Annotated in this window: 15 protein-coding genes; 5 read left to right on the plus strand and 10 right to left on the minus strand. The window is 69.9% G+C overall.

Annotated features, from left to right (window positions below; translation table 11 throughout):
* A partial coding sequence (locus ACWCOV_RS19060; RefSeq protein WP_449830597.1) for an amino acid adenylation domain-containing protein occupies positions 1–3,013 on the minus strand: 3,013 nt, incomplete at its 3' end.
* A 313-nt stretch (positions 3,014–3,326) separates the two neighbouring features.
* Here ACWCOV_RS19060 and ACWCOV_RS19065 point away from each other — a divergent pair.
* On the plus strand, positions 3,327–3,854 hold the full coding sequence (locus ACWCOV_RS19065) for a hypothetical protein (protein ID WP_449830598.1): 528 nt from the start codon (positions 3,327–3,329) through the stop codon (positions 3,852–3,854).
* Positions 3,855–3,875: 21 nt separating this feature from the next.
* Here the strand turns inward: ACWCOV_RS19065 and ACWCOV_RS19070 are convergent, their stop codons facing one another.
* Complete coding sequence (locus tag ACWCOV_RS19070; RefSeq protein WP_449830599.1) at positions 3,876–4,985, minus strand: neutral zinc metallopeptidase; 1,110 nt, start codon at positions 4,983–4,985, stop codon at positions 3,876–3,878.
* 121 nt (positions 4,986–5,106) lie between these two features.
* Between ACWCOV_RS19070 and ACWCOV_RS19075 the strand changes: the two genes are divergently transcribed.
* The gene (locus ACWCOV_RS19075) at positions 5,107–6,807 is read left to right on the plus strand and encodes a DUF2207 domain-containing protein (RefSeq protein WP_449830600.1); all 1,701 of its coding nucleotides are present in this window, start codon (positions 5,107–5,109) and stop codon (positions 6,805–6,807) included.
* Between the two features lie 63 nt (positions 6,808–6,870).
* Here the strand turns inward: ACWCOV_RS19075 and ACWCOV_RS19080 are convergent, their stop codons facing one another.
* From ACWCOV_RS19080 to ACWCOV_RS19090, 3 genes are all read right to left on the minus strand, one after another.
* On the minus strand, positions 6,871–7,866 hold the full coding sequence (locus tag ACWCOV_RS19080) for a neutral zinc metallopeptidase (protein ID WP_449830601.1): 996 nt from the start codon (positions 7,864–7,866) through the stop codon (positions 6,871–6,873).
* Between the two features lie 1,309 nt (positions 7,867–9,175).
* Positions 9,176–10,444: a neutral zinc metallopeptidase gene (locus tag ACWCOV_RS19085; protein ID WP_449830602.1), complete on the minus strand. Its 1,269-nt coding sequence runs from the start codon at positions 10,442–10,444 to the stop codon at positions 9,176–9,178.
* Between the two features lie 62 nt (positions 10,445–10,506).
* The gene (locus ACWCOV_RS19090; RefSeq protein ID WP_449830603.1) at positions 10,507–11,691 is read right to left on the minus strand and encodes a neutral zinc metallopeptidase; all 1,185 of its coding nucleotides are present in this window, start codon (positions 11,689–11,691) and stop codon (positions 10,507–10,509) included.
* Positions 11,692–11,791: 100 nt separating this feature from the next.
* On the opposite strand from ACWCOV_RS19090, the gene ACWCOV_RS19095 reads away from it, so the two are divergent.
* Positions 11,792–13,471: a DUF2207 domain-containing protein gene (locus ACWCOV_RS19095; RefSeq protein WP_449830604.1), complete on the plus strand. Its 1,680-nt coding sequence runs from the start codon at positions 11,792–11,794 to the stop codon at positions 13,469–13,471.
* A gap of 57 nt (positions 13,472–13,528) precedes the next feature.
* On the opposite strand, the gene ACWCOV_RS19100 is transcribed toward ACWCOV_RS19095, so the two are convergent.
* The 3 genes from ACWCOV_RS19100 to ACWCOV_RS19110 all read right to left on the minus strand — a co-directional run bounded on the left by ACWCOV_RS19100 (position 13,529) and on the right by ACWCOV_RS19110 (position 16,402).
* The gene (locus ACWCOV_RS19100) at positions 13,529–14,818 is read right to left on the minus strand and encodes a peptidase C39 family protein (RefSeq protein WP_449830605.1); all 1,290 of its coding nucleotides are present in this window, start codon (positions 14,816–14,818) and stop codon (positions 13,529–13,531) included.
* A gap of 91 nt (positions 14,819–14,909) precedes the next feature.
* Positions 14,910–15,473, minus strand: a complete 564-nt coding sequence (locus ACWCOV_RS19105; protein WP_449830606.1) for a GNAT family N-acetyltransferase — start codon at positions 15,471–15,473, stop codon at positions 14,910–14,912.
* Positions 15,474–15,568: 95 nt separating this feature from the next.
* Positions 15,569–16,402, minus strand: coding sequence for a lysozyme (locus ACWCOV_RS19110; protein WP_449830607.1), 834 nt, complete (start codon positions 16,400–16,402; stop codon positions 15,569–15,571).
* 150 nt (positions 16,403–16,552) lie between these two features.
* On the opposite strand from ACWCOV_RS19110, the gene cysS reads away from it, so the two are divergent.
* Together cysS and rlmB are read left to right on the plus strand one after the other, a co-directional pair.
* Complete coding sequence (gene cysS, locus ACWCOV_RS19115; protein WP_449830608.1) at positions 16,553–17,989, plus strand: cysteine--tRNA ligase; 1,437 nt, start codon at positions 16,553–16,555, stop codon at positions 17,987–17,989.
* A gap of 1 nt (position 17,990) precedes the next feature.
* Entirely contained in the window at positions 17,991–18,953 is a 963-nt protein-coding gene (gene rlmB / locus ACWCOV_RS19120) for a 23S rRNA (guanosine(2251)-2'-O)-methyltransferase RlmB (RefSeq protein ID WP_449830609.1), read from the plus strand.
* A 58-nt stretch (positions 18,954–19,011) separates the two neighbouring features.
* Here rlmB and ACWCOV_RS19125 read toward each other — a convergent pair whose 3' ends face one another.
* Complete coding sequence (locus ACWCOV_RS19125) at positions 19,012–19,896, minus strand: S1 family peptidase (RefSeq protein WP_449830610.1); 885 nt, start codon at positions 19,894–19,896, stop codon at positions 19,012–19,014.
* A 128-nt stretch (positions 19,897–20,024) separates the two neighbouring features.
* Positions 20,025–20,903 carry a S1 family peptidase gene (locus tag ACWCOV_RS19130; RefSeq protein ID WP_449830611.1) on the minus strand — a complete coding sequence of 293 codons (879 nt, stop codon included), beginning with the start codon at positions 20,901–20,903 and terminating at the stop codon, positions 20,025–20,027.
* Between the last annotated feature and the right edge of the window lie 17 nt (positions 20,904–20,920).

A 20,920-nucleotide genomic window follows, 5' to 3' on the forward strand; every position in this document is an offset into this window, starting at 1 on the left:
ACGACGCGATCATCGTGTCGTCGGCCAGGAACGCGCCCTCACCGACGGTGGTCATCTTCGGCAGCAGGAGCACCGTCGACGCCTCGACGTCGCGGCCGACCTTCGCTCCAAGGGCGCGCAGCCACCACGGGGTCAGCAGGCTGGCGTACAGCGGGAAGAGCAGCGTGCGGGCCGAGTCCAGCAGTCGCTCGGTCGCCCACACCTGCCACCCGATCCGGCTCCGGACGGGGTAATGGCCGGGTTTGATGCCGATACCCAGCAGCCGGACGCCGATCAAGGTCAGCGCGGCCAGCGTTGCGAAGCCGACGAGCGTCATCAGCGGCACGGCTTTGAGTGCTTCCAGGGCCGCGGCTTGCAGCGTTGTCGTGCCTTCGAGCGCGTTGCCCAGTACGACGAGGGCGGCCGCGGCCGCCGCCACCGGGATCAACGACATGAGGGCCGACTGAGCGCCGTACGCGAGAACCCACCACGGCGCGCGGTTCGGGCGGTGGTCCGGCCAGGGATGGCGGGCGCGGCCGATGCGGGTCGCGGGGGATCCGGACCAGCGCTCGCTCGCCGGGACCTTGCCGGACACGGCGGAGCCGGCGGCGATCTCGGCGTTCCGGCCGATCTCCGCGCCGGGCAGCAGCGTGCTGCGCGAGCCGACGACCGCCTCGGCACCGACGGTCACCGGGCCGACGTGCAGCTGGTCGCCGTCGATCCAGTAGCCGGCCAGGTCGACCTCGGGCTCGATCGAGGCGCCGCGGCCCATGGTCAGCATGCCGGTCACCGGCGGGAGGGTGTGCAGGTCGACGCCGCGGCCGATCTTCGCGCCGAGCGCTCTGGCGTAGTAGGCGATCCAGGGTGCGCCGGCGAGGTTGGCCGCGCCGGCGGCGTCCGCGAGGTTCTCGGCCGCCCACAGCCGGACGTGGACGTTGCCGCCTCTCGGGTACGTGCCGGCTTTCAGGTTGCGCAGCAGGATGCGGGCGCCGACGACGGCGATCCCCATCCGCCCCGCCGGCGTGATGAGGATCAGCCAGCCGGCCAGGATCCACCACCAGGACACGGTCCGCAGCCACGGCAGCGGGCCGGCGAACTCCGCGAGCAGGTTGTTCAGGGTGAACAGGTAGACGAGCCAGCGGACGCCGACGACGGTCTGCAGGATGAGCGTCAGCGCAGTCTGCAGGAGCTGGGTGGCCTTTGGCGTCGGCCGGATCTCGCGGAGCTCGACGGGCTCGGCGATGGTTGGGGTCGCCTCGTCGAGTCGGTCCGCGAGCGCGCCGAGCCGGGGGTACTCGTAGATGTCCGCGACGGTGACATCCGGGTAGCGCTCGCGCAGGGCGGACACCAGTTGCGCGGCGGCCAGGCTGCCGCCGCCGTGCAGGAAGAAGTCGTTGTCGTCCCCGGTGACCTTGGCGCCGAGCACCTTCGTCCAGCGCTCCGCCAGCCATCCCGCCGTACCCTCGAGCTCGGCTGCGGGACCGTCGGTGTCGAGGTTCTCCAGCGGCCAGGGGAGTGCGTTGCGGTCCACCTTGCCGGACGTCCTGGTCGGCAGGGTGTCGACGACGGCGATCAGCGGCACGAGCGCTGCCGGCAGGGCTTTGCGGAGCTGCTCGGTGGCCGCTTGCTGGTCGAACTGCGTGGTGTCTTCTGGTACGACGTACCCGACGAGCAACTGGTTACCCGCGGCGCTGGCGCGGACCGCGGCGGCTGCGCCGGACACGCTGGGCAACGCCTGCAGGGCGGCGTCGACCTCGCCGAGCTCGATCCGGCGGCCGCCGAGCTTGACCTGCTCGTCCGCGCGGCCCTGGAACAGCAGTCCCTCGGGCTCGTAACGGACCAGGTCGCCGCTGCGGTACGCGCGTTCCCAGCCGAGGGTCGGCATCGAGGCGAACTTCTCCGCGTCCTTCGCCGGGTCCAGGTAGCGGGCCAGCCCGACACCGCCGATGATCAGCTCACCGATCTGGCCCTCCTGCACCTCGTTGCCTTCGGCATCGACCACGGCAAGGTCCCAGCCGTCGAGCGGGAGGCCGATCCGGACCGGTCCTTCCCCGGTCAGCTGGGCGCCGCAGGCCACTACGGTCGCCTCGGTGGGACCGTACGTGTTCCAGACCTCGCGGCCGTCCGTCGCCAGTCGCTCGGCGAGCTCGGGCGGACACGCCTCGCCGCCGAAGATCAGCAGCCGCACCTGGTCGAGCGCGTCCGGCGGCCACAGCGCCGCAAGAGTCGGCACAGTCGACACGATCGTGATGCCCTGCGCGACGAGCCACGGGCCGAGATCCATTCCGCTGCGCACGAGTGACCGCGGAGCCGGGACAAGGCAGGCTCCATGCCGCCAGGCCAGCCACATCTCCTCACAGGACGCGTCGAACGCCACTGAGAGGCCGGCGAGAACCCGGTCGTCCGCGCCGATCGGGTCCTGCTGCAGGAACATCCGCGCTTCCGCGTCCACGAACGCGGCGGCCGATCGATGCGTGACGGCGACACCCTTGGGTACGCCGGTCGAGCCCGAGGTGAAGATGATCCACGCGTCGTCGTCCGGCTCGGGACCGTCGGCTCGCGGCGGTGCGGTCTGCGGTGAGTCCATGCGGGCCGAGTACGGGTAGTCGTAGTACCCGTCGGCGTTGTCGTTGTCCGGCAACGGCCCCGGCTCCGGCCGCATCAGCGTGAGCTCGAGGTCGTCGGTGACGATCGCCGCCACGGACGCCTCGCCGAACACCAGCTCCGCCCGCTCGTCCGGATCGTCCGCATCCACCGGCACGTACGCCGCCCCGGCCTGCAGTGTGCCGAGGATCGCGACGTACAGATCGTTGTGCCCCGACGAGATCCGCACCCCGACCCGATCGCCCGGCCCGATCCCGCCCTCGGTCAACCGCGCGGCAAACTTCCCGGTCTGCTCCAGCAGCTCCCGGTAGCTCAGACTCACACTTCCGTCGTCCAGCGCCGGCTCGTCCGCAAACCCGGCAGCCGTCTCCTGCAACACATCCACCAGCGTCCGCGCGGGCGGCGCCGCCTCCCCGCGTCGCAACGTCACGCCCGGATAATACGCCCCCCTGTTAACACAACCAGAACCGTGAACAACCACAGAGTTCTTTCCCACGCGGCGGCTACGTTCCGCTGTCTTCGTCGCGTCACCCGCGCCGCTCCCGCCCGCCCCGCGTTGCGCGTGCTCCTGCCGTCGCCCGCTTGTGAAAGCCTACCGCCCGTGGTCGCCGCCGAGTAAACGAATGTCGGTGGACCGTGGTCGACCCGGCATCAACCGTTTGTTCCGAAGGTCGCGGATCCGGCGCAGGCGCCGAACTTGTCGCCGGCGTTGCCGAGTCGGCGAGCAAGCCAGATAGTCAGATATGAATGAGGTCTGGTTCGTGCTGTTGCCGGCTACCTTCGGCCTACTGGGGACGTTGTCTGGTGGCTACCTGACATACCGAAGCACAGGCGCGGCTGAGCTCCGAGCCGCCCGGCGTGCGACTCGTGCGGCACTCGTCACGCTGCTTGACTCGGTCCTGCAGGTCGACCAGGACGGCAGGCGCCATCGGGAGTCGGCCCGCGAAGCAGTCGCACTGCTGATGGCCGAGGGGCTACCCGCAAACGCCGCGGTCGATCTGCTGGACGCCGCAAGTCACTGGGCCCGGATCCTGCCCCGGCTGCAGGACTCGCACTGGGCCAGCACTGGTCGAGCCAGTCGCCTCGACCCGAACGGACCCCTGGTGAAGACAGGCCCCGACGTACGGCGGCTCTACGCCACCGCAATAGAAGAGCTGCTGACCTGGCTCAACGCACCATGGAGACCACGCCGCCAAACCGTCCAACGCATCCGAGACCGCCTGCAAGAACTGGACTCTGCCCTGACACAACGCGACTTGAACGACACCTGACGCGCCGTGGTGCGGCTGTCTCTACTTGACCAGGTCTGCGCGGGCGGCGTAGGTGTTGCAGGCTTTGTTTTCGGAGATGTTATAGCCGTTTTGGATCCAGAAGCCTTGGCTGGTGGCGAGGCCGTGGGTGCGTTCTTCTTCGGGGGTGCTGGGGGACTCGCCGAAGCTGTTGCTGGACTGCTCGCGGAACTCGGACATGCGGTCGGTCAGCGGGTAGGACGACGCGACGGCCTTGCTGAAGACGCCGGCGAAGCAGGAGGCCTGGAGCTCGTTGCGGCGGGAGTACTCGAGCTTCTTGTCGGGGTGGTCCTGCAGGTACGCCGCTCGCGCGTAGAACAACCCGGTGACGCCCTGGACGTGGTGGCCGTACTCGTGGGCGATCGTCATCAGGTAGGCAAGGTCCTGCTGCGGGCCGAACGCCTTGTTCATCTGCTGTACGTCGGTGTACATCACCGAGTTGCCGTAGCAGTAGAAGGCGAGGACGCGACCGGACAGCGGCGCGAACTGGCCGCACGGGGTGACGACCGGCTTGTCGAACACGACCAGGCCGGGGTCGGGCTTCTCCTCGCCGAGCTCCTTGAAGATCGGCCGCCAGGCGTCGTTGAGGCAGGCGAACAGCTTCTCGTAGTACACCTTCTGCGCAGCGAGGTTGCCGTTGCCGAGGCTGGCTGCCTTACAGTTCTGCTCCGGCAGGGCGCCCGTGCGGTAGATCTGGGCGTTGAGCAGGTAGTCCTCGGCCGAACCCTTCTGCGGGTTGCTCGTCGGGGTCGGCACAATCGACGGGCCGGTGATCTCGGGCCTGGCGGCGTTGTCGCCACTGTCGCCGCCGGTCAGGATCACGCTGATCGCAGCCAGCGCGCCGCCGACGATGACGAGCATCGCGAAGCCGAACAGGATCAGCCGGGTCGCGCCACCGCGGCGCTTCGGCGGCTGGAACCCGTTGAACTGCCCCGGTCCGCCGTAGTACGGCTGCGCCCACTGACCCGGGTACGGCGCCTGTCCCGGCGGCGGCCCCGGCTGAAAATGCCCAGGCCCACCCTGGAACTGCCCAGGCCCACCCTGGAACTGCCCAGGTTGCTGAGGCCACGGCGCGGCCTGCGGAGGCGGCAGGACACCGGGCGGTGGACCCACGGGCCGATCCTGTGGCCGGCCCCCGTAGCCGTATGGGCTGCTCACCGGTGTTGCCCTCCTGCCGCTGGACGGTGCTGACTCGAGTTCGCTGGACGAACCGGCACGAGACTACTCTCGACCCATGTCACTGAAGCGCCGCATCCTGCCGGCTGCCCTGCTGATGTCCCTGACCGCCCCGTTCGTTGCCCTCGGCATGTTGCCGGCCCAGGCCGCGCCGACCCGTGCCACCGACGACCAGATCACGGCGTACTCCGCCCAGGCGACGCTGACCAAGGACGGCGCCCTGCAGGTCAAGGAAACAGTGGACCTGACCGCGGGCGGCTCGACGTTCAGCCGCACGCTGGCCACCCGGGTCCGCGCCGACGCCGAGCGGGACCGGACGTACGACGTCCGCGACGTGTCGGCGACGGTGAACGGCCAGCCGGCCCAGGGGTTCCAGGACGAGGGCATCGACGACGGCCGCCGGCTCACGCTGAACGTGTCCGGCCAGTCGAAGATCGTCTACAGCTACACCGTGGACAACGTGGTGGCCGAGTCCACCGAGGGCCGCGAGGTGAGCTGGCCGATCGTGCAGGGCTTCGGTACGGCGATCCCGCAGGCCTCGGTGACCGTCGACATCCCGTTCGCGACGTGGGTGACATGCATCTCCGGCCGCGTCGGCTCGAGCATGCCGTGTACGTCGTCCCAGTTGGCCGAGTCGGCGTCGCTGCAGATCGACCAGAACGGCGTACCGGCGGGTGGACGGCTGACCTTCCTGACCGGGCTGAGCGACCAGGCGACCGTCCAGCCGAACGCTGAGTTCAGCACGCGCTGGAGCCTCGGCCGCGCGTTCACCGTCGACTCCGGCACGCTCGGCCTCGCGGCGATCGTGCTGGGCCTCGGGCTGCTTGCTGCCGCGGCGCTGTGGTTCTTCCGCGGTCGCGACGCGGCCAAGGTCGGTGGCGGCGCGCCGGAGCGGCCGGTGCTGGACAGCTCGGACGGACCGCAGTTCGCCGCGCCGGACGGCATCCGCCCGGGACAGGTCGGCACTGTCGTCGACGAGACGGCTGACGTCGTGGACATCACCGCGACGCTGCTGGACCTCGCCGTACGCAACTACCTGACCATCGTGGAGCTGCCGCGGCAGAGCCAGTTCGGCAAGCTGGACTGGGAGCTACACCGGCTCAACCAGGGTGGTCCTGAGCTGCTGCCGTACGAGAAGGCGCTGCTGGACGCGGTGTTCGCGGACGGCGACTCGGTGGTCGTCTCCACGCTGGGCCCGTCGCTGCGGCCGCGACTCAACCTGGTGCGGGAGCAGTTGTACGCCGACGTCGTCACGCAAGGGTGGTTCACCACCCGGCCGGACGCGGTCCGGAACCGCTGGACCACTGCGGGCGTGGTGCTGCTCGGTGCAGGGGGCGTACTGACGATCGTGCTTGCGATCGTCAGCAAGTACGCACTGGTCGGCCTTGCGGTGATGCTGGCCGGGCTGGTGCTCGCGCTCGTTGGTCAGGTCGCGCCGGCCCGCACCGCGCGTGGCGCGGCCGTGCTGGGGCGAGTGGCCGGCCTGCAGCAGTACCTGCTCGACGAGACGTCGGCCGACCTGCCGCACAGCCACCGGCTCGAGTTCGCGTCCCGGTGCCTCCCGTACGCCGCTGTCCTCGGGCTGACCGAGAAGTGGGCTCTGGAGATCGCGGCAACCGATGACGACGACGACCCGGACGCCGGGATCGGCTGGTACTCCGGGCCGGAGAACTGGCACCTGTCCGACATCGGAGAGTCGCTCAGCAACTTCGTCACCTCGTTCGGCGGCTCGCTGACCACAGCCCGTCGCCTGTTCTGAGCCGGACACGCAGAAGCCCCGGACCGCCGCCGTCTGCGGATCCGGGGCTTCGCTGTTGACTGCCTACGCCACGCGGGCTTCGTCGGCGGTGAAGGTGTTGCAGGAATTGGGCTGCTTGCTGTTGTACCCGGCGATCGACCACTGGTAGTTGCTGACCCGGTTGCCGTGGTCGTGGACCCGCGGCCGGGCGTAGTCGTCACCGCTGTGCGCGATCAGGAACCGCCAGTTCGCCAGCAGCGGGTTGCGCATCGGGATGAACGTCGCGTTGGCGCCCAGGTACGCCGCGCCGAGGCAGGTGGCCTGCAGTTCGCGGCGACGGCTCTCCAGCAGCTTCTGGTTCGGCGTCAGCCCCTGCTGCCGGGTCACCGAGGCCATCAGGATGCCGGACAGGTTCTGGACGTGGTGCCCGTACTCGTGCGCGAACGTGTTCAGCATGATCGCCCGCGCGTAGACGGGGTTGGACCGGTAGTAGCGGTTGTCCACGGCGAACGGGATGTAGATGGTCGCGTTCGCGGCGCAGTACGACGACCGGACACTGCGCTGCATGCCACAGGGGGACGACAGCTTGCCGACGTACACGACTGCCTTCGGGGAGCGGAAGCCGACGCCGACCTTCTTCAGTGCCAGCGACCAGGTGCGGTCGAGGCACGGGAGCAGGCGGGCGTAGTAGGCCCGGGCGGTGGTGATGTTGACCGGCGCGAACGTCGGCTCGGCGCACTTCGAGGCCGCGATCGGGCCGACCGTGTACAGCTTGTTCGCGGTCAGGATCTCGTCCTCGGCAGGTGCGGGTGCCTCGGTCGGCGACGGGCTCGCGGACGGGGACTCCGACTGGCTTTGCGTCGGCGAGGGGCTGTCGGTCGTCTGCGGGGTGTCGTCGCCGGTGTTGCGGACCAGGAGCGTGACGCCCGATCCGACGACCAGGACGGCGAGTACGACGAGGCCGATCAGCAGACCGCGGGTGCGGGTCTTCTGCTTGCGGCGGCGACCGGGGCCGGGTGGCTGCGGGATCGGGATCGGTGGGTACTGCCAGGTCGGCGCCTGCTGCACCGGCTGACCCATCGGACCGATCTGCTGCTGACGTGGAGCGGCGTGCCGCGGACCGCTCTGCTGCCTGTTTGGCGGCAGCGCGTTGCTCCACGGCGACTGCTGCTGCGGCTGCTGGGGCTGTGACGGCGCCCAGAGGTACGACCCTTCCGAGTGCGGCCCCGTCGACCCACCACTCTGCGGAGGCCCTGGCTGCCACCCCGCCAACCCACCACCAGACGAGTCAGCGCCGGACTGACCGGAGCCGGACTGGCCGGAGCCGAACTGGTTGGAGCCGAATTGGCTCGGTCCGGGTTGGCTCGGCCGGGGACCGGGTTGACCGGGACCAGGCTGGCCCGCTGCCGGGTGGTTGGGCGTGCGGCCGGACTGGCCGAGGCCCGGTTGCGGACCCGACCAGGTCGGGCCGGACTGCGGAGGCCCGGACCAACTCGGCCCCGGCGGCGGAGCGGGCCGGCCGGAAGGCGATTGAGGATCTGCCGGACGGGACTGGCTTGGGCCTGCCTGTGGGCCGGACCAGGTCGGTCCGTGCTCAGCACCTGGTTGGGGAGCAGGCCGGCCAGGGTCTGACTGCGAACTGGACTGGGTGGAGCCGGGCTGGGCTGGACCACGCTGGGCAGGGCCGGGCTGCGTAGGACCCGCCTGCGTCGGGTGGGACTGCTCCGGGCGCGACTGCTCTGCGCGCGACTGGTCCGGGCGCGACTGCCCGGCGCGGGGCTGGTCGGGGCGCGACGGGTCAGGCCGAGGCTCGTCGGGGCCCGACTGCTCAGGCCGGGGCTGGTCGGGCCGGGACTGTTCCGGGTGGGTTTGCCAGGTCGGACCGTCGTCTTGGACTGGGGGGCGGCGGCCTTGCCAGCCTTTGCCGAACCAGTTGTTGGCGGGCGGCTCGTCCTGGGACTCGTTGGGGTCCTGGAACTCGCGCTTGGCGTCCGTGCTGTCGCTCCACCACCTGCGCGACTGGCCATCCCCGGCAGGCTGCGGCGGCGGACCGGCCGGCTGGTCGCCGTCAGCCGGTTCGCGCTCCGGGGGTGGATTCCAGTTGTCCGACATCGAATACTCCTCACGACCTTGCTGGGTGTAGCCGTCACGGTGGTGCATCCGGCGCTGTTCGGGGTGCCGACGCCGCGCCCGGTCGTTCGATCCCCCCGGACAGACTGCAGGTCCCCGGACATACTTTGCGTGATCCGGGGCGCACCAGGCTAGCCAGCCCGGCAGGTCGCCGTCTGCAGCCCACCGCCTGGTGACCGAGACCACTATGACGTTGTGAGGTGCCGCACCAGTTCCGGAGGTACGGCGACCAGCCCCGAGCCGACCGCCGTACCAGGGCTCACTGCACCTTGGCAGAGCCGACCGCGAAGGTGTTGCAGACGCTCGGGTTGCGGCTGTTGAACCCGCGGGTCGCCCAGTAGCGGTGGTTCACCCCGTCGCCGTGGTCGTTGTTGTGGTCGGTCCAGTGCAGGATCAGCCACTTCCACTGGAACAGCGCCTCCCCGGTGATCGGGTAGCTGCGCCGGTTCGCCCCGATGAAGATGTCGCCGAAGCAGGACGCCTGCAGCTCGAGCCGCCGGCTGCCCTCCAGCTCCAGCGCCTGGGTCGGGGCCTCGTACCGGATCCGGTGGTTGGCCGCCAGGATGCCGGTCAGGTTCTGGACGTGGTGGCCGTACTCGTGCGCGAACTGGTGCAGCATCCACATCCGCGCCCACACCTTCTGGTACGCCTGCGGGTAGCGGTTGTAGTTGCCGATGTCCTCGCTGAGGTTCATGTAGATGGTCTCGTTGCTACCGCAGTAGAACGGCGGCCCGGAGTCGTTGCCCATCCCGCACGGCGTGCTGACGGTCCCGCTGAACGGCTGCACCGTCGGCGGCCGGAACCGGGCGCCGGACTTGGCGACCAGCGCCGGCCAGGACCGGTTCAGGCACTTGAGCAGGTTGGCGTAGTTGGCCCGCGCGCCCGACACGGTCGACGGGCGGGACCTGGACTCCTTGCAGTTCACCGCCTTCATCGCCCCGGCCTTGTACAGCTTGTTGCGCAGCACCAGGTCCGCGTCGGTCGGCCCGGGGTTCGGCTTCGGCTTGGACGTCGTCCGCGGCGCCGTCGGCTTGGTCGCGGTCGGCCGGGTCGTGGTCCTGGTCGGCGCGCTGGTTGCCCGGGTCGGCGACACCGACGGGCTGTTCGACGGGCCGTACGTCGGGCTGTAGCTGGAGGTGCCGTACGTCGGGCTGGTGTACGGGTCGCCGTCGCCCTTCAGCGCGTTCGAGACACCGAAGATGCCGACCGCACCGAGCACGACGACGCCGAGCACGACGAACACAGCCTTGCCCCCGCCACCCTTCTTACGCGGCGCCGGTCCACCAGGTCCACCGGGTCCACCGGGCGGCGCGCCCCAGCCAAACTGAGGCTGCGGCTGACCGTACGGCGGACGCTGCGGAGGCATCCCCTGGTACGGCGCGCCCTGGTACGGCGCGCCCTGGTACGGCGCGCCCGGCGGCGGACCGCCGTACTGAGGTGCCTGCTGCCACGGCTGTCCACCCTGGGGGGCACCGTAGGGAGGCTGCTGCTGCGGCCCGGGCGGCGGGCCCCACTGGTTGCCTGACACGGGGCAGACGCTATCCGAGCCCCGGGCCACCAACCGTTGCCTTGCTCAACAGACGGGCAGGATCAGCTGACCTTGCCAGGGCTCGCCGTGAACGTGTTGCACTTCCCCAGGTTGCGGCTGGCGTAGGCGGCCCGGCTCCACGCCCCGTGGCTGGCCTTGCTGCCGTGGTCGCGCGGCAGGTACGACACGTCCCCGCTCTGCGTCACGACCCACAGCCACTGCCGATACAGCTCGCCCTTGATCGGGTAGCTGTTCCGGTTGGCGCCCAGGAACGCGTTGCCGAGGCAGGACGCCTGGAGTTCCATCCGCCGGTTCACGAGCAGCTTCGCCGCCTGGTTCGGAGCGTCGTACCGGACTCGGTAGAACGCGGGCAGGATGCCGGTCATCTGCTGGACCGCGTGCGCGTACTCGTGCGCCACCGTGTGCGTGGCCAGGGCCCGCGCGAACGGCTGGTTCTGCTTCCAGTACTTCACGTCGTCCGCCACGTCCATGTAGATCGTGTGGTTCGACGGGCAGTAGAACGACAGGCTCCGGTCGGAATTGCCGCACGGGGAGTTCGCCGCGCCGACCCACGACACCAGGCCCGGGGACCGGAACGTGCGCCCGGATGCCGCCACCTGCCGCGGCCAGGCGCGGTCCAGGCAGGTCTTGAGTGTCCGGTAGTACGCCTGCGCCTTGGACCCGTTGGCGAGGCCGGTCCGCGGCTCCCTGCAGTTCACCGGCCGCATCACCCCGGTCTTGTAGAGCCGGTGCGTGGCAACGAACTGCAGCGGGTCGATCTCGACCGGCTTGGGTGAGGTCGTCCGGGTGGCCGGCGGCCGGGTCGTCGTGGCCCGGGTCGGCGGCGGGATCGACGGCCGCGAGGTGGTTGCCACCGGCACCGAAGGCGTGGAGTACGTCGGAGCGCTCGTCGCCACCGGCTGCGCCACCGACGGGTCGTCGCCACCCTGCGTGGCCTTGATGCCGATGAACACACCGGCGGCGCCCAGTACGGCGAGCAGCCCGAAGACCAGCGCGATCTTGCCGCCACTCGACTTCTTCGGCGGCATGCCAGGCTGCTGACCACCGGGCAACGGGCCCCATCCGTACTGCGGGCCGCCCTGCGGCGGACCGTAGTACTGCGGCTGCTGCGGCGGCCCGTAGTACGCCGGCGGTGGGCCGTACTGCCCCGGCTGCTGCGGCGGCGGTCCGTACTGCCCGGGGCCCGGTGGTGGGCCAGTTGGTGGTCCCCACTGGTTGCCTGGCACCCGTCAGACGCTAGCGGAGCCAGGGATCACGCTGGCCCGCGTGCTGCTCGCGGTATGGTGCCCGAGTCAACTGACCCTCTCTATACGGTGTGATTGGGCGATGCGTCTACGTCTGCTCGGGCTAACCCTGTGTGCCCTCGGTCTCTCCGCCTTGACCGGCGTCCCGGCCGGTGCGACCGGTTCCCACGGTGCCGCCGACCCGGTCGTGACCAACTTCGACAGCCAGATCCGGGTCGAGCGCGACGGCCTGCTCAAGGTCTCCGAGACCTGGAAGCTCAGCAACGTGACCGGGACGTTCACCCGGTTCGTGGTGACCCGTGACGAGCTGCCCGACGACGTCGACCACGTGCAGGAGATCTCGGACCTGAAGGTCACGGCCGGCGGCCAGGACAAACAGGCCGAGCTGAGCACGACCGGCAACGTCACCTCGATCGCGGTCGCGGACGTCAGCGGCAGCAGCCAGCTGGACTTCACCTACACGGTCAAGGGCGCGGTCGCCGAGACGCTGAACGGCACCGAGGTGCGGTTCGCCCCGCTGACCGGGATCAACCTGACCGTCCAGCAGGCGAACATCGTCTTCAGCACGCCGGAGGTCACCCACGTCTCCTGCTTCGCCGGCGCGGTCGACAGCAACACTCCGTGCACCCTGGCGCAGATCGGCGAGACGGCCGGGCCGACGTTCCAGCAGCAGGGCCTGCCGCCGGGCAATACGGTCCGGATGACGGTCGGCTTCCCCGAGGGCGAGGTGGCCGCGAACTCGATCGTCGAGTACCGCAAGTCCTTCAAGCGCGCGTTCTCCACCGACACCGCGCAGCTGCTGACCGCGCTCGGCCTGCTACTGCTCGGTGCGATCGCGCTGGTGGTGCTCTACCGGGTCCGCGGCAAGGACCGGGTCGACCCCCGCCGCGTCGTGCCGGCCTCGCTGTTCAGCCTCGGCAACGACACCCGGATCGACTTCACCCCGCCGTCGAACCTGCGGCCCGGTGAGGTGGGCACCCTGATCGACGAGCGGATCGACCCGGTCGACGTCACCGCGACGATCATCGACCTGGCCGTCCGCGGGCACATCACGATCATCGAGCAGGAGCACGACTCCGAGTACGCGCGCCCGGACTGGGAGCTGCGCCGGGTCGCGAACGCCCCGTCCGAGGAGCTGCAGCGCTACGAGAACGTCCTGATCCGGGCGATCTTCGGCGACTCGGACTCGGTGCTGGTCTCCGAGCTCGGCCGCCAGGTCCGGGCGAACCTCGGCCAGGTCCAGGACGCCTTGTACGACGGTGTCGTCAAGCGCGGCTGGTTCACCGAGCGGCCGGACCGGACCCGCTCGCTGTGGGCGACGATCGGGATCGCCGTGACCGTGCTGGGTGTGGCGCTGACCGTTCTCCTGGCGCTGCTGTCCACCTGGGGCCTGGTCGGGCTCGCGGTCACCGCCGTCGGCGTCGGCCTGATCGTGGTCGGGCGCTACATGCCGGCCAAGGCTCCGGCCGCCGGCCGGGTGCTCGGCCAGGTCGCCGCGATCCGCGGTGAGCTGCTCGAGATGGACGTCAGCGAGCTGCCGACCGACCAGCACGCGGAGCTGTGCTCGCGCGCGCTTCCGTACGCCGTCGTGCTCGGCGGCTCGGAGCGCTGGATCGACGCGCTGGTCGCGACCGACGACGACGTCGACGAGGACGAGGGCTTCGCCTGGTACCGCGGCCCGCGCGGCTGGCACCTGCAGTACCTGCCGGACTCGCTCCGCAACCTCACGACGAACCTCACGGGCGCGCTCTTCGCCCGCTGAGCCCAGCTCAGAACAGCGCCTGCCACACCGCCCCGGTGTGGCAGGCGCTGTTGCTTGTCACCAGTTGGCCTGCGGCCCCGCCGGCGGCAGCGGCATCCCCTCCGGGTGGATGACGTACACGAGCCCGCCGGAGTGCGGAACCCACGCGTTCTCGAACGCGGTCCGGTCGTACGTCGTCCGCACCTCGTCGTTGCTCGGGATCAGGTGCGACGCCGGGTCGTTCACCACCACGTTGCCGTCCGGGTCGAACCCGACGATCACCATCAGGTGCCCGTTCGTCCCGTAGCCGGCCCCGGGCAGGTCGCCCTTCTTGAACGACAGCGACGCGACCAGCGGGATGCCGGCCTTGATGAACTGCTCCGCCTCGGTCAGGGACCGCAGCCGGGTGACGAACCCGTCGATCCCGCGGGTCCCGGCGTACGCCGTGTTGAACGGCCAGTTCCCGGCGCCGTCGTAGGCGTAGTCGAAGACCGAGCGGGCCGCGTGGTCGACCTGTGGATCGGCGTCGTCCGGATCGACCCAGGCTGTCTCCGCGTCGGTCGGCCCGGCGCCGAAGTGGTCGAGCACCATGGCTGTCGAGGTCGCCGAGCACCAGGCCTCGCCGCCGCCGTCCCACTGCGGGTAGTGCCCGATGTGGGTCTCCTGCGAGTACGTCGGCACGTCGAGAACGATCCCCTCGGCGCCGCCAAGGGGGCTCACGGCAACCTTCTTCGCGTCCGGCAGCCGGGACGCCACCGCGCCGACGGACCGGACCGACGGGGTCTGCGTCGTACCCGCCAGCCGGTAGAGCGAGACCTTCAGCTGCCAGCGGTCGAGTGACCGGTCGTTGGCCGCGACGAAGGTGTCGACGGCAACCGATCCGTTCGTGTCGCCCTGGGACGGCACCGACGTCCGGTGGATGTCGCCGGCGGCGGTGTCGTCGCCGCTCGACCAGCGGCCGAGCACGTACCACTTGGTGGACGTGCCGAGGTCGGTGCGGCCGGACATCGCCACTTCGACCCAGGTCCCGGGCGGGGTGGTCGCGTTCCAGGACGCGATCAGCTCGGTCAGGCCGAAGCCGGGTGTGACGACCGGTGAGGTCCAGCTGGTCCGGTCGTAGCTCTTGGCGGCGCCGTCACCGAACGGGTCGACGTACGACGTGCTGCCGTCCGGCGTCCCGAAGGTCAGGGCGCCGTCGGCCACGGTGGTGCCGGAGTGGGCACCGGCGAGGAAGTCATCGGTCGACGTCCACGTGTGGTAGGCGATGTCGCGCAGCTGCGGCACCTTCGTGGCCTCGCTGGGCAAGGTCCCGGAGGTCAGCACGACCACGCCGGCGAGCAGGGCGGTGAGACTTTGGGCGGCGGTCATGAGTTGACCGTAGACCCGGCGCTCCCCGCTGTCGCGGTGAACGCGTGCCGCGGTTGTGGTCTTGTCCGGTCAAATACTTACGAGCCCCGGATCAGGAGCGCAGCTCCCACTCGTCGGCGAGCATCGCGAAGACGGCTTCGTCGGTCCACTCGCCCTTGATGAGCTCGTTCTTGACGAAGGTCCCTTCGTGGCGCATCCCCAGTCGCTTCAGCAGCTTGGCCGAACCGGTGTTGCGCGCGTCCAGCCGGCCGATGATCCGGTGCATCCCGAACTCCTCGAAGCCGAGCCGCAGCACCTCCACCGAAGCCTCCGCCGCGTACCCGTGCCCGTGGAACTCCGGGTGGAACACGAACCCGATCTCGCCGCCCTGGTGCGCCGCGTTGTGCACGAACAGCGACACCTCGCCGACGTGCTGCCCGGTCTCGCGCAGAATCACGGCCAGCGTCAGCGCCTGCCCGTCCGCGTCCATCGGCGGAAAGTCGGCCAACCGGCCGGGCAGCGACTTGTTGCGGACCCGCTCCGGAGTCTGCGTGTCGTACAGCAGGAAGCGCGTCACGTCGTCGTTGGACTGCAGCTTCAGGAGGTCTTCGTAGTCGCTCTCGAGGTACTGGCGCAGGGTCAGGCGGTCGGTCTCGATCGGCAAGGAATAGGTCACGCCGACGAGCCTATGAGACGTCCGCAACCCAATAAAACAAGGGTGGCCAGGCCCTCCCACCTTCGAGGCGGGAGGGCCTGCCTCCTCTCCCCGGCTCAGCCGTTGGCGAGGGCCACCAGGCGGGTCATGTCGCCGTTGAAGCGGTTCTGGTCGAGCGGGGTCGAGGTCCACTGCCAGAACGTGTAGTAGGGCCAGCCGCCCGGCAGGGTGCCCGGCGACGACGCGTACCGGGGCACCCAGAGCGGGTTGGTCGTGCTGAAGGCTGTGGTGTTACCGGTGCACCGGGTCCACCAGTCCAGGTTGCTGTAGATGACGGCGTCGCGACCGGTTCGGGACTTGTAGGTGTTCAGGAAGTCCCGGATCCAGGTCACCATCGCGGACTGGCTCAGTCCGTAGCAGGTGGCGCCGTACGGGTTGTACTCGATGTCGAGGGCGCCCGGCAGGGTCTTGCCGTCCCGGGACCAGCCGCCGCCGTTGGTGGCGAAGTAGTTGGCCTGGGTGGCGCCGCTGGAGCTGTTCGGCAGCGCGAAGTGGTACGCGCCGCGGATCATGCCGACGTTGTAGGAACCGTTGTACTGCTGGGCGAAGTACGGGTTCTTGTACGACGTGCCCTCGGTCGCCTTCACGTAGGCGAACCGCTTGCCGTTGTTCCAGTGCGTCGTCCAGTTGACGTTGCCTTGGTGGCTGGACACGTCGATGCCTTCGACGGTCGCGGCCGGCGCCATCACGGCGGGTGCGGACGCGGTCGTCGTGTTCTGCAGCCAGCCCATGTAGGCCTCGCCGGCCTTGCTGATGCCGTGCTGACGTGCCTCGGCGGTGGGCTGCGGTGCGGTGGACGGGGGATCGGTCGGACGTGCTTGGGCGGGGCCGATCGAGGCCAGGAGCAGGCCAAGAGTGACGGCGGCACCCGTGAAAAGGGCGGACTTCACGGTGAACCTCCAGAGCGATGAGGGGCGGAACAGAGCGCTCGGCGGAGGTTTTACCCGGCTTTGGTAAGAATCAACCCTCGATCGTCGGATATCTGTGAGTATTTACCGAGGTTGTCAGGAGCAGGTGCCAACTCCCGTTACCCTTGATCGGTGACACTTCGCTTGTACGACACCGCGACAGCAGCAGTGAGGGATTTCGAACCGGTCCACCCGGGCAAGGTCGGGATCTACCACTGTGGGCTGACGGTGCAGGGTGCCCCGCACGTCGGGCACATCTACAAGGAGGTCGTGTTCGACGTCCTGCGGCGCTGGCTCGAGCGCTCCGGGTACGAGGTCACCGTGATCGCGAACGTGACCGACATCGAGGACAAGATCCTGGCCAAGTCCGCCGACCGGGGCGTCCCGTGGTGGGCGCACGCCTACGAGTTCGAGCGCGAGCTGCACTGGGCCTACGACGTGCTCGGCTGCCGCCCGCCGACGTACGAGCCGCGCGCCACCGGGCACATCCCGGAGATGCTGGAGATGATCGACCAGCTGATCGAGCGCGGGCACGCGTACATCGCCCCGGACGGGTCCGGCGACGTCTACTTCGACGTCCGGTCCTGGCCGTCGTACGGCGAGCTGTCGAACCAGCGGATCGAGGACATGAAGGCCGCCGAGGACGCGGACCCGCGCGGCAAGCGGGACCCGCGCGACTTCGCGCTGTGGAAGGGCCACACCGAGGCCACTCCGCGGACGGCCTCCTGGCCGACCCCGTGGGGCCGCGGCCGGCCGGGCTGGCACCTGGAGTGCTCGGCGATGGCCGGCAAGTACCTGGGCGAGGAGTTCGACATCCACGGCGGCGGGCTGGACCTGCGGTTCCCGCACCACGAGAACGAGCTGGCCCAGTCGACCGCGGTCGGGCAGAAGTTCGCCCGGTTCTGGATGCACAACGCGCTCGTCACCACCGCCGGCGAGAAGATGTCGAAGTCGATGGGCAACAGCGCGGTGGTGCGCAACGTGGTCGAGCGGGTCCGCCCGATCGAGCTGCGCTGGTACCTGGTGCAGTCGCACTACCGGTCGGTGGTGGAGTTCTCCTTCGAGGCGCTGGACGAGGCCGCGAAGAGCTTCCAGCGGGTGGAGGGTTTCGTCACCCGTGCCACCGAGGTGACCGGCGGGGCCGAGCCGGCTGCCGAGCTGCCCGCGGACTTCGTCGCCGCGATGGACGACGACCTGGGGACGCCGGCCGCGATCGCCGTACTGCACAACACCGTGCGGGACGGGAACAAGCTGGTCGCGGACGGGGACTCGCCGGCGCTGCGGGAGAGTCTGGCCGCGGTGCGCGGGATGCTCGGCGTGCTCGGGCTGGACCCGCAGGCCGAGCCGTGGGCCTCGCGGACCGGTGCCACCGAAGAGCTCAGCGAGGTGGTGGACGGGCTGGTCAAGGCGCTGCTGGAGCAGCGGCAGGCCGCCCGGGAGCGTAAGGACTATGCCGCGTCGGACGACATCCGCGACCGGCTGAAGGCGCTCGGCGTGGTCGTCGAGGACACCCCACAGGGGCCTCGCTGGTCGATCGCGGCGCCTGCAACCAACAACGAAGGAAGCTGACGTGCCAGGCAGTAGCCAGCGCAAGGGAGCAATCCGCAAGAAGCCGCGGGGTAACCCGACCGCCGGATCCGGTGGCCGGGTCCGCCGCGGTCTGGAGGGCAAGGGCCCGACGCCGAAGGCGGTGGACCGGGTCAAGCACCCCGCGCACAAGCGGGCGAAGGCGAAGGAGCGCGCCAAGGAACGCGAGCGCACCCGCCGCCCGGCCCGGCGCGACACCGACGCGTCCGTCGAATGGGTGTACGGGCGCAACCCGGTGGTCGAGGCGCTGCGGGCCGGTGTCCCGGTCGCGGCACTTCATGTTGCCGAAGGCACCGAACGGGACGCCCGGCTGCGCGAGGCCCTGCACGTCGCGGTCGAGCACGGCATCTCGGTCCTCGAGGTGCCGCGCGCCGAGCTGGACCGGGTCACGGCCGGCGGCGCCCACCAGGGTGTCGCGGTTCAGATCCCGCCGTACGAGTACGCGCACCCGGACGACCTGCTCTCCCGGGCGTACGACGCGGGGGAGGTGCCGCTCGTGGTCGCGCTCGACGGTGTGACCGACCCGCGGAACCTGGGCGCGATCACCCGCTCGGCGGCCGCGTTCGGGGCGCACGGTGTGCTCGTGCCGGAGCGCCGTACGGCGTCCATGTCGGCGTCGGCGTGGAAGACGTCGGCCGGCGCGGCGGCCCGGATCCCGGTCGCCCGCGCGACCAACCTGAACCGGGCGCTCAAGTCCTACAAGGACGCCGGCCTGCTGGTCGTCGGCCTGGACATGGGCGGCGCCGTCGACCTCCCCGAGCTCGAGGCCGCCACCGAGCCGCTCGTGCTCGTGGTCGGCTCCGAAGGCAAGGGCCTGGCCCGCCTGGTCCGGGAGAACTGCGACGTCATCGTCTCGATCCCGATGACCAGCGCCACCGAGTCCCTCAACGCCGGCATCGCGACCGGTGTGGCCCTGTACGAGATCTCCCGCCGCCGCGCGCAGTGAGCCGACAGGGCAGCGCCCCGGATCCACTGCGGATCCGGGGCGCTGTTCTGCGTTGGTGTCAGTAGACGCTGACGCCGTAGCGGGAGAGAACTTCGGTGACGGGCTGGAAGTAGGTCGTGCCACCGGTCGAGCAGTTGCCGGAGCCGCCGGAGGTCAGGCCCAGGGCGACGCTGCCGGAGAACAGCGCGCCGCCGGAGTCGCCGCCTTCCGCGCACACGTTGGTGCGGATCAGGCCGGTGACGGTTCCTTCGGCGTAGTTCACCGTCGCGTTGGTCCCGGTGACCGAGCCGCTGCGCAGGCCGGTGGTGCTGCCACTGCGCTGGACCGACTGGCCGACGCTGGCGTTCCCCGCGGATGTGATGTCCCGGGTCGAGCCGTTGTAGAGGTTCACCACACCGGGGCGGTTGGTGTACGACGTGCTGTACCGGACGATCCCGTAGTCGTTGCCCGGGAAGCTCGTCCCGTAGCGGGTGCCCAGCAGCGTGGTCTTGCTCGAGTTCGCGTACCAGCTGGACGCGATGTTGGTGCAGTGACCGGCGGTCAGGAAGTAGTACGTGCTGCCGCTGCGGACGTTGAAGCCGAGCGAGCAGCGGTACTGCCCGCCGTAGATGGCGTCACCGCCGGCGATGAGCTTCGACAGCTTGCCGGGCATCTTCTCCAGCGTGACCCGGTTGCCGAACTGCTTCGTGACGTTGGTGAGCGCCGTCAGCTTCCCACCGGTGACCGTTTCGTCGTACGAGACGATGATCCGGCCGTCCGGGTTGGTCTGCCAGGCGGTGCCCGGGATGGACGCGTCCTTGGACAAGGTCGCGGTGATGGCCGAGGCCGACAGCGTCGAGGGGTCGACCGGAGCGGCCGAGGCCTGCGTGGACAGCAGGCCTGCGGCCGTCAGTCCGGCTGCTGCCAGGATGGCAGCGGTACGGCGGATGGGCAGAACGTTCACGGTTTCAGCCTCCTCACGATGAGGACGCGCTCGGGGCGGGTGCGTCCTTGACTTAAACCGTGTGCATTAGTACCCACTCTGCCCCTGAGTATTCAGGTGAACTCGGAGCGTGAGGGAAAACCTGCGTCTCAGTAGACCGAGACGCCGTACGCGTTGAGGGCCTCGACCACCGGCTGGAAGTAGGTGACACCGCCGGAGTCGCAGTCGCCGGAGCCACCGGAGGTCAGGCCGAAGGCCCAGTGCCGGTAGAACAGCGGGCCGCCGGAGTCGCCGGGCTCGGCGCAGACGCTGGTCCGGATCAGGCCCGCGACCCGGCCGTCGCCGTAGTTCACCGTGGCGTTCAGCCCGGTCACCCGGCCGCTGTGCAGGCCGGTGGTGATGCCGGAGCGGTAGACCAGCTGACCGATGCCCGGGTTCATCGCCGTGGTGATGTCCTGCGAGCGGCCGTTGTACAGGTACACGGCGCCGCCCGGCGGACGGATGACGGTGGGGTAGATGACCAGGGCGTAGTCGTTCCACGGGTAGCTGGAGTGGTGCAGCTTGCCGAGGTACAGGTCGTGGTCGGCGTCCTGGTACCAGGTCGTGGCCTCGTTGCCGCAGTGCCCGGCGGTCAGCAGGTAGTACTTGCCTTTCCGCTGGACGTTGAAGCCGGCCGAGCACTTGACCTCGCCACCCCACATGCCGGTGCCGCCGGTGACGTACTTGGTCAGCTTGCCGGGCAGCTTCTCGACGACGACGTTCGTGCCGAGCTTCTTGGTGACGTTGGTCAGCGCGGTCAGCTTCGCGCCGGTGACGGTGGAGTCGTAGGAGACCAGCACCTTGCCGTCCGGCCGGGTCATCCAGGCCGTGCCGGGGGTGTGGACCTCCTCGTTGAGGGTGGAGGTGATCGCCGCCGCGGACAGCCGGGGCGGCTTGACCGGGTCGGCCTGCGCCAGTGGCAGCGCAGCCAGAGACATAGCAGTAGCGGCGACGAGTGCCGCCGTACGTCTGAGGGTGGAAGATCGCATGTCACAAGCCTTCCGTG

Source organism: Kribbella sp. NPDC002412 (assembly GCF_053592935.1).